Here is a 9,742-nt window from a genome sequence, read left to right on the forward strand (position 1 = left end):
GCGCCTATTGTTATGCCAAATTCAATGAGATACAACCGAATACGCTTAAGTCACTGATTTTTGGTGACACTTTGAACTGCGCGGATGTCTATAGTTGGCTGCGAAATCGTCTGTTGCGCAACAGAGAAGACGAGAACAACTCAAGCTGAAAGCAGACAGTAAGAGGAGGAAATTGATGAACGACGTCACTATGAATCGCCGGTCGTTCGTGAAGACCGCGGGTGCGCTCGGCGCGCTTGCGGCTGCCGGCGGAGCAATTAGTGCGGACGGCCCTCTTTTCGGAGAAGCCTCTATCGCTCATGCCGACCCCGCAGAAGAGATTCTCTGGCATCACTGCGGCGTTAACTGCGGTGGCACCTGTCCCCTGCAGTGCCATGTGAAGGATGGCTCTATCGAGTACATCGAAACCGACAACACGGGTTCCAGCGACCTGAATTCCCTTCAGGTGCGCGCCTGCCTCCGCGGCCGTTCCATTCGCCGTTGGCTGCAGTCGCCCGACCGCCTGAACTACCCCATGAAGCGCGTTGCGGGCACGAAGCGCGGCGAGGGCAAGTACGAGCGCATTTCCTGGGATGAGGCGCTCGACACCATTGCGAGCGAGATGAAGCGCATCCGTTCCACCTACGGCGACTCCGCCATGTACGTCCACTACTCTTCGGGCGTTTCCTCGGGCATCATCGGCAGCACCCCGGTCAAGCGCCTCATGGGCCTCACCGGTGGCTTCCTGAAGACGTACGGCACCTACAGCTCCGCGCAGATTTCCGCTGCTGGCACGTACACCTACGGTGGCGGCAGCTACGGCAGCTCGTTCCTGACGCTGCAGGACAGCGAGCTCGTGGTCATGTTCGGCGACAGCCCCGCCGACACGCGCATGGGTGGCGGCGGCCACACGTGGGACTTCGCTCGCATGCGCGAGAACAAGAACCTGCGCGTCATCTGCATCGACCCCCGCATGAGCGACACGGTGTGCGGCGAAGGCGGCGAGTGGATTCCCATCGTCCCCGGCACCGACGGTGCCCTCTGCGCTGCGCTTGCCTATCAGTGGATCGAGAACGACCAGGTGGACCTGGAGTTCCTGCATAAGTACTGCGTGGGCTACGACGAGGAGACGCTGCCCGAGAGCGCCAAGGGCAAGAACGCTTCCTACAAGGATTACATCCTGGGCAATGGCCCCGACAAGACGCCCAAGACCCCTGCCTGGGCTTCCGCCATCACCCGCATCCCCGAGCAGCGCATCATCGACCTGGCCGAGGAAATGGCCCAGGCCGACCCGGTGTTCATCGTTCAGGGCTACGGCGTTGAGCGCCATTCCAACGGCGAGAACGCTGCCCGCTGCATCATGCTCCTGCCCCAGCTGCTGGGCCAGATTGGCCAGCCGGGCATGAACGACGGCCGTCGCGAGGGCAACAACAGCATCACGGCCATCGCTTCCTTCCCCGCGGGCACGAACCCCGTTCCCGACACCATCTCGTTCTACACGTGGCCCGATGCCATCGATCACGGCGAGCAGATGACGGCCAAGAACGCTGGCGTCCAGGGCGTGGAAAAGCTCTCCGCTTCCATTAAGTTCCTGTTCAACTATGGCGGCAACGCCCTCACCAACCAGCATTCCGACATCAACGCCACGCACGACCTGCTGCAGGACGAGAGCAAGTGCGAGTTCATCGTGACCTCGGAAGTCTTCATGACCGACTCCGCGAAGTACTCCGACATCATCCTGCCCGACCTGGCCGTACAGGAACAGCTCGACATCTCCAAGGGCGGCTATGCCGACAACAACGAGGTCCTGTTCTTCTGCAAGCCCCTCTACGAGCCCGTCGGCGAGCGCCGCGGCATCTACGAGGTCTGCACCGACTTGGCTGACCGCCTGGGCGTGAAGGAGGCCTTCACCGAGGGCAAGACGCGCGAAGACTGGCTGCGTTCGCTTTACGAGCAGTCCCGCGCCAAGGATTCTTCGCTTCCCACGTGGGACGAGGGCTTCGAGATGGGCGTGTACAAGCGCGACACGAAGCCGCTGGTCTCCCTCGAGAAGTTCATCGCCGACCCCGAGGCTAACCCGCTGAAGACCGAATCCGGCAAGATCCAGATCTACTCCGAGAAGCTCGCCGGCTTCGCCGAGACCTGGGAGCTGGGCGACAAGGAAGTCATCACGGCTCTTCCGCAGTTCGACCCTGCGTTCGACAGCTACCTCGACACCACCGAAGAGTATCCGCTGCTGCTCACGGGCTTCCACTACAAGGCCCATGTGCACTCCTCCTACAGCAACAACAGCGTTCTTCAGACCGCTGCCCTCCACCAGCTGTGGATCAGCCCCGAAGATGCCGAACCCCGCGGCATTTCCACGGGAGACACGGTGCGCGTGTTCAACGACCGCGGTGAGATTCGCATTATGGCGAAGGTTACTGGCCGCGTTATCCCCGGTACGGTCATGATGCCCCAGGGCATGTGGCACGACGCCGACATGGATGGCGACCGCATCGACAAGGGTGACTGCATCAACACGCTTACCCGCTACCGTCCCACGGCTCTGGCGAAGGCCAACCCCCAGCATTCGAACGTGGCGCAGGTCGAGAAAGTGAGTGAATAACCATGACCCAGTACGGTTTTCATTTCAATGCCAAGCGCTGCACGGGTTGCAAGACCTGCCAGCTGGCATGCAAGGACTATAAGAACCTGGCGGACGACGTGTCCTTCCGCAAGGTATACGAATACGGCGGCGGCGAGTGCACGTCCAACCCCGACGGCACGGTGAGCCACAATACGTTCACCTACTACCTGTCGGTGTCCTGCCAGCATTGCGACAATCCCGCGTGCACGAAGGTGTGCCCCACGGGTGCTATGCACAAGGACGAGGAAACCGGCCTGGTCTCGGTCGACTCCAACCGTTGCATCGGTTGCGGATATTGCCAGATGGCGTGTCCCTACAACGCCCCGAAGGTAGACCGCAGCGTGGGCCATTCCGTGAAGTGCGATGGCTGCAAGGACCGCGTCGCCGAGGGCAAGAAGCCCATCTGCGCCGAGGCCTGCCCCCTGCGCGCCCTGGAATTCGGCCCCGTGGGCGAGGTTTCCGCGAAGGGCGAGCGCGCCGACGTGGCCCCGCTGCCCCGCAAGACCCTCACCGATCCCAACCTGTACATTGTCGAGCCGAATCATGCGCAGCCTTCGGATGCCAACAACGGCCTGCGCAGCGCCGACGGCATGGTTCAGAACTACCTGGAGGTGCTCTAAATGGAAATGGCAATCTCCGAACTGCCTTTGGCCCTGTTCACCACGTTCGTGCTCATCGGTGCCGGCGCCTTCGTCTTCCAGGCGTGCACCGCGATTTTCGCGGGCGTGGGCGAGGCTAAGAAGGGCATCGACATTATGGTGCTCGTGCCCGTCGTGATCGTGCTCGTTGGCTTCGCGTTCGCGTTCGCCCACCTGGCGAACCCCCTGAACGCCCCGTTCGCGCTTTCCGGCATCGGCCATTCGCCGCTGTCGAACGAAATCGCGGTGGGCTCGCTGTTCACGCTGCTCGCCATCGTGTACTGCGTCCTGATCGCCGCCGGCAAGCTCTCGGGTTCCGCCCGCAAGGCCTTCGCCGTCGTGCTGGGCGTGTGCGGCCTGCTGTTCGCCGTGTTCACGGGCCTGGCCTACTACGTCGAGACCATCATCTCGTGGAGCCTGGGCTTCACCATCGCCGAAACGGTGGGCCTGTCGCTGCTGGCCGGTTCCATTCTGGCGATGCTCCTGGCTCGCGCCGCCCATGCCGACGCGGCCCTGGCCGATGGCGCGATGCGCACCATTGCCGCCATCCTCGTGCTGGCTGGTTGCGCGGTTGCGTTCGTGGCGCTCATGCTGCACGTCTCCACGGTGTCCGGCTTCGAAACCGCCGTGTTCTCGGGTGCCGACATTGCCGCTGGCGCCATGCCCATGGCCATCATCGCGGTTGCCCTTGGTGTCGTGTCCGCGTTGGTTGCTTGCGTCGGTCTTCTGAATGGTGCAAAATGGGCGCTCCCCGTTGCGTGCGTGCTTGCGCTCGTGGCGGTGTTCGCCGCGAGGCTCGCGTTCTACGCGATGCAGTTCCCCGTGGCGCTGTAGTGTCACTCGAACCCTTCGCCCCTAGGGTTTTGTAGCAGAGAGGAGGGGCCGTGAACGATTTCGTTGCGCTAAGCGCGCAATTCGCCTGGAGCGAGATATCGCTGGTGCTGTTCACGGCCCTTTCCCCGTCGGGCGTCATCGCCGCCATCATCATGATGTGCTGGTCGATGGACGCCTCGCTTTCCGCGAAACGAAGGCTCGCCATCGAACGCAAGCTCTACATTCCGCTTGTGGTCTCGATGGTGGGCCTTGTCGCATCTGCGTCCCATCTGGGCACTCCCAGCAACGCGCTCTATGCGCTCACGGGCATTGGGCGCAGTCCGCTTTCGAATGAAGTCGCGTCGGGCGTGGTGTTTCTGGGGCTGCTGGGCCCGTACTGGTACGCGACGTTTTCCAATCGCTTGGGCCAGAAGCTGCGCGCTGCGTGGCGCGTCCTCATCGTGGTCACTGGCCTCGCGTTCATCTCGTTCGTTTCGCTCGCGTATTCCGTTGAATCCATTCCTGCGTGGGATTCTCCGCTCGTGCCCGTGGCCCTCTGGCTGAACGCGCTCGCGGGAGGTCCCGTGCTCGCGCTTCTGGCCCTGCAGTGGGCTGGTGGCATTACGAAGGCGATGGGGAAGCGCGTGTGGTGCCTGTTCTCCGTGTCCGTGGTGGCGGTTGCCGTGAACGTGCTGGTGTATGCCCTGTACTGGGCGGCGCTTTCCGGCGTGGGCAACTTCACCGTCATGGCATCCGACCTGGTGCCGTTCTACGTTCCCGCTATCGCCGTGTTTGCCGCGCTGTGCGCGTGCGGCCTGGGCCTTGCCGCACTGGCAATCCTTCGCATTGGGAAGGGCTCCCAAGCGGGCGTTATTCCGCTGCTCGCGGGTTCCTGCGCTCTGCTCTTCGCGGGCATCGCCATCATGCGCTTCGTGTTCTACATGCTGCATCTCACGTCAGGTCTGGGCTTGTAGCGGCCCCTTGTTTTCGCGGGTGTATACTGCTTGCGACTAGCGAAAGGGGCGTGCATGCGAAAGACTCAGGTGGCTATAGGGTTCGCCCTGCTTGCTGCCGTTTTCTACGCGATCAACGTTCCCTGCGCCAAGCTTCTCATGAACCACGTGCCCGCCACGTTCATGGCATCGTTTTTGTATCTGGGTGCGGGCGTTGGCGTGGGCCTTATGTACGTGGGCCATTGGAAGGGCGAAGCGTCTTCCGAACGCCTTGCGCGCACCGACGCTCCCTATGCCGTAGCCATGGTCGCGCTCGATATCCTCGCGCCCATCTTCCTCATGGTGGGCATCGTACTGGGCACGGCTTCGAATGCCTCGCTTCTGGGCAACTTCGAAATCGTGGCTACCACGCTTATCGCGTTCGCCGTGTTCCGTGAAGCGGTGTCGGCTCGCCTGTGGGTGGCCATCGCGTGCATCGTGGTGGCGAGTGCCATTCTTTCGTGGGGCGGGGAAGGATCGCTCGAGTTTTCCGCTGGCTCGCTCTTCGTGCTTCTTGCCACTGCATGCTGGGGTCTCGAGAACAATTGCACACGAAGGATAGCTGATCGCAGCACGTATCAAATCGTCGTGCTGAAAGGCGCGTTTTCCGGCGGTGGTGCGTTCGTGGTTGCGCTGCTTCTGGGCGAGCAGTTGCCCAGTCTTCCCTATGCGCTGTTGGCCATGGCCCTGGGGTTCGTGGCGTATGGCCTGAGCATCTTCCTGTATATCCGCGCTCAGCGCGATCTGGGTGCCGCCAAGACGAGCGCGTATTACGCTGCGGCTCCCTTCGTGGGGGCGTTGTTGTCGTTTCTGCTGTTGGGCGAAGCACTAACGCCCGGGTTCCTCGTGTCGTTGCTGGTGATGGCAGTGGGGACGGTGCTCGTGGTGGCCGATACGCTTGCCCGCGAGCATGCCCATGTGCATACGCATACGGTGGTGCACATGCACGACGGGACGCTGCATACCCACGTGATCACGCACGTGCACGGGCATGTGCATTATGGTGTCGCTCGCATTCACAGGCATCATCACACGCGCGAGGTGCTGCTCGACGAGGCGGGCGTTCATCATTCGTAGGCATCTTGTGCGACTATGCGGTTCCCTTCTTGGGGTGGGCGGCGCAGGCCGCCTTTTCTTTTTCTGCGTGCGCAATTCGCCGTGAAATTGCTAGTTGCAGACGTTGACGAACGCCCCTCGTGTGCTAGTATCACTAAAACCTAGTAAAGTACTAGGAATTAAAATTTGCGAGAAGGAGAAGCACATGGTGGATGGTACTGCCAGCGTGACGGCGAAGCTCTGCTCGTTCGTGCGTGCCTACCATTGCGGGCACGACCGCCAGCGGATTTTCGACGACTTTCTGGCCCGCGACCTCATCGGCGATGAGGAGTACCGGCAGATGCAGGATTTGGTGCAATGCGAGTTTTCACAGGGGTGTCCCGTGGAGCCGTGTAGCTCCTACGATACCTGTCCGGCTGCGCGCTACTATCTTTCGCCCATCCTGCTCGCACGCGTTGCGTTCGCGGAAGAGCGCCTGGAGGAATTCATTGCCACCCATGGGGAATCGCAGTACGTCATCTGCGGTGCTGGCCTCGACACGTTTTCCCTGCGCAACGCTGACGGCCGCGTCCGCGTGTTCGAGCTCGACCATCCCGACACGCAGAATTACAAGATTGATCGCATTGAGAAGCTGGGTTGGGGCCCGGCGGAGGGCGCGACGTTCGTGCCCATCGATTTCAACACCGACAGCTTGGAAGAGCGACTGCTGGCAAACGGCTTCGACCCATCCATCCCGTCGTTCTTCGCGCTCATGGGCGTGACGTACTACCTCACGCTTCCCGTGTTCGAGCAAACGTGCAAGGCCATCGCGCGCCTGCAAAGCCCCGGAAGCGTGCTCTGCTTCGACTTCCCCGATCAGACGGGGCTCACGAGTGGCTATTCCGAGCGCATCGAGCGCCTGGCGCAGTTCACCGAGAAGCTGGGCGAGCCCATGGCAGGAGGCTATCAGCTGGCCGACGTTGCCACGAGCCTGCGCCGCGCGCAGATGGACATCGGCGTCTACATGTCGCCGGCGGTGATTCAGCAAACCTATTTCGATGGCCGCGCCTCGGAGCTCGAGGCCTACGAGGGCATCCATTTCATTTCCACGGTAAAAGCCGGCGTGCTCGCTGGTCAGATGGCATAAAGGAGAAGTATGAGCACCTACACGCATTTCGATTCTGCCCTGATTCATGGGGGAACGATGCCGGATGACCCGGCGCATTCCGTAAACGTTCCCATCTATCAGACATCTACGTACGCCCAGCATCTGCCCGGGCAGTTCTACGGCTACGAGTACTCGCGTACGGGCAACCCCACGCGCGCGGCGCTCGAGTCGCTCATCGCCGAGCTGGAAGGTGGCGAGCGTGGCTTTGCGTTCGCATCTGGCATGGCTGCGCTCACCGCGGTTCTGTCGCTGCTGGCGGCGGGCGACCGCGTCATCATTTCCAGCAATGTCTATGGCGGCACGTTCCGCGTGATCGACAAGGTCTTCAACCGCTTCGGCCTTACCTACGCGATGGTCGATACGTCCAACCCGCAGGCCGTCGAGGACGCTATCGACGACGCGACCACGGCCATTTTGGTGGAAACGCCCGCGAACCCGCTGCTCACCGTTACCGACCTGGCAGCGGTGGCAGAAGTCGCCAAGCGCCACAACTTGCTGGCCGTTGCCGACAACACGTTCATGACCCCGTACCTGCAGCGCCCGCTGGAGTACGGCTTCGACATCGTGGTGCATTCCGCAACGAAGTACCTGGGCGGCCATAGCGACGTGGTTGCCGGCCTGGTGGTAAGCGCCCGCGCCGACCTTTCCGACCGCATCGCCTTCCTGCAGAACTCCACGGGTGGCGTGCTTGGGCCCTTCGATTCGTTCCTGCTGCAGCGCGGCATCAAGACGCTGGGCGTGCGCATGGATCGCCACGTGCAGAACGCCCTGGCCATCGCCGAATACCTGGAAGCGCACCCCGGCGTGCGCAACGTGTACTACCCTGGCCTGAAGACGGCCGAGGGCTACGAGGTGAACGCGCGCCAGGCGCGCAACGGCGGTGCCATGATGTCGTTCGAGCTTGCCGAAGGCGCCGACACCGACGCCTTCTTCCTCACGCTCGACCTGGTTGTTCTGGCCGAGAGCCTGGGTGGCGTGGAGTCGCTCGTGTGCCACCCTGCCACGATGACGCATGCCGCCATCCCCGCCGACATTCGTGCGAAGGTGGGCATCACCGACGAGCTCATTCGCCTGTCGGTAGGCATCGAAGATGTGAATGATTTGATTGACGATTTGCGTCGCGCCATCGCGGCCGCAACGGGAGTGGAGGCATAGGAATGGCCAGGTTCGAATCGACGCGCGAGCTGCTGGGGAATACGCCAATCGTGCGTCTGAACAACGTGGGCGTTCCCTCGTCCGTTCAGCTGTATGCGAAGCTCGAGCTGTGCAATCCCAGCGGGTCCACGAAGGACCGCATTGGCGTGGCCATGCTGGAAGACGCGGAGCGCACGGGGCGCATCACGCCTGGTGCCGCAATCGTGGAGGCCACGGCGGGCAACACCGGCCTGGGCATCGCGTACGCGGCCCTGAACAAGGGCTACAAGGTCATCCTGGTTATTCCCACCAAGTTCTCGCTGGAAAAGCAGGTGCTTGCCCGCGCACTGGGCGCCGAAATCGTTTCCACGCCCCGAGAAGAGGGCATGCTGGGCGCCGAGCGCAAGGCGCGCGAACTGCGCGATAGCATCCCCGGCGCCGTTTCGTTCGAGCAGTTCCGCAACATGAGCAACCCGCAGGCCCACTACGAGACCACGGGCCCGGAAATCTGGCGCGACATGGAAGGCAAGATTGACTACGTCGTGGCTGGCGCGGGCAGCGGCGGCACGTACTCGGGCGTGATGCGCTATCTGCGCGAGCAGAACCCCAACATTCGTGGCATTCTGGCCGACCCCATCGGCTCCACCATGGGCGGCGGCGAGCATGGCGACTACGAAATCGAGGGCATCGGCAACGACTTCATCGCCGATACGATGGACATGAGCCTCGTCGACGAGGTGATCAAGGTGTCCGACGATGCTGCGTTCAAGGCTACGCGCCTGCTGGCGGCACGTGAGGGCATTTTCGCGGGCTCTTCGTCGGGCGCGGCCCTAGCGGCGTCGCTCGAGTTCGCGCGTAGGGGAGTGGAGGGCACTATCGTGACCATCTTCCCCGACCGCGGCGACCGCTATTTCACGAGCGACTTGTATGCCCCGTTCGAGTAGGGGCGTGGTGCGCTAGCCGTCTTGCCTGTGGGCTTGGTGTAAGGGTAAGCGTCCGCCTATCTGCGGCATAAGCTATGAAGCTGGCCTGGAGCATACGCTTCAGGCCAGCGTTTTTGCTGCCCGTATCGCGTCTTTTGACGTTTGCGAAAGAGGCTGCGGCAAAAAGAGGCGTGCGTATGCGGGAAATGCAACGACGCACATACCGCATCGTTTTTGGCGGTGGCGATAGCGCGAATCGCCTGCAGCAACGCGCAGGGCCGGCCACCTTGCGGTGGCCGGCCCCGTGACGAGAAGGAGACGATGTAAAAGAGACGCCTTAGTAGGAGAAGAGAGCAGTGGAGAGGTAGCGCTCACCGGTATCGGGAAGGATGGCGACGATGAGCTTGCCAGCGTTTTCGGGGCGTTCCGCG

Annotated in this window: 8 protein-coding genes; all 8 read left to right on the plus strand. The window is 62.3% G+C overall.

Annotated features, from left to right (window positions below; genetic code table 11):
* The first annotated feature begins 175 nt into the window (after positions 1 to 175).
* The 8 genes from AC04P6_RS00415 to AC04P6_RS00450 all read left to right on the plus strand — a co-directional run bounded on the left by AC04P6_RS00415 (position 176) and on the right by AC04P6_RS00450 (position 9,332).
* Positions 176 to 2,587, plus strand: coding sequence for a DMSO/selenate family reductase complex A subunit (locus tag AC04P6_RS00415; protein ID WP_475564613.1), 2,412 nt, complete (start codon positions 176 to 178; stop codon positions 2,585 to 2,587).
* 2 nt (positions 2,588 to 2,589) lie between these two features.
* Positions 2,590 to 3,228 (plus strand): DMSO/selenate family reductase complex B subunit, encoded by a 639-nt coding sequence (locus AC04P6_RS00420; RefSeq protein ID WP_475564614.1) that lies wholly within the window; start codon positions 2,590 to 2,592, stop codon positions 3,226 to 3,228.
* Positions 3,229 to 4,080 (plus strand): dimethyl sulfoxide reductase anchor subunit family protein, encoded by an 852-nt coding sequence (locus tag AC04P6_RS00425; RefSeq protein WP_475564615.1) that lies wholly within the window; start codon positions 3,229 to 3,231, stop codon positions 4,078 to 4,080. It begins immediately after the preceding gene.
* 50 nt (positions 4,081 to 4,130) lie between these two features.
* On the plus strand, positions 4,131 to 5,033 hold the full coding sequence (locus AC04P6_RS00430; RefSeq protein ID WP_475564616.1) for a dimethyl sulfoxide reductase anchor subunit family protein: 903 nt from the start codon (positions 4,131 to 4,133) through the stop codon (positions 5,031 to 5,033).
* A gap of 54 nt (positions 5,034 to 5,087) precedes the next feature.
* Positions 5,088 to 6,128: a DMT family transporter gene (locus AC04P6_RS00435; RefSeq protein WP_475564617.1), complete on the plus strand. Its 1,041-nt coding sequence runs from the start codon at positions 5,088 to 5,090 to the stop codon at positions 6,126 to 6,128.
* Between the two features lie 184 nt (positions 6,129 to 6,312).
* Positions 6,313 to 7,233 carry a class I SAM-dependent methyltransferase gene (locus AC04P6_RS00440; protein WP_475564618.1) on the plus strand — a complete coding sequence of 307 codons (921 nt, stop codon included), beginning with the start codon at positions 6,313 to 6,315 and terminating at the stop codon, positions 7,231 to 7,233.
* Between the two features lie 9 nt (positions 7,234 to 7,242).
* Positions 7,243 to 8,409 (plus strand): trans-sulfuration enzyme family protein, encoded by a 1,167-nt coding sequence (locus AC04P6_RS00445; RefSeq protein ID WP_475564619.1) that lies wholly within the window; start codon positions 7,243 to 7,245, stop codon positions 8,407 to 8,409.
* Between the two features lie 2 nt (positions 8,410 to 8,411).
* Positions 8,412 to 9,332: a PLP-dependent cysteine synthase family protein gene (locus AC04P6_RS00450; RefSeq protein WP_475564620.1), complete on the plus strand. Its 921-nt coding sequence runs from the start codon at positions 8,412 to 8,414 to the stop codon at positions 9,330 to 9,332.
* The last annotated feature ends 410 nt before the right edge of the window (positions 9,333 to 9,742 follow it).

The organism is Denitrobacterium sp., assembly GCF_056180635.1.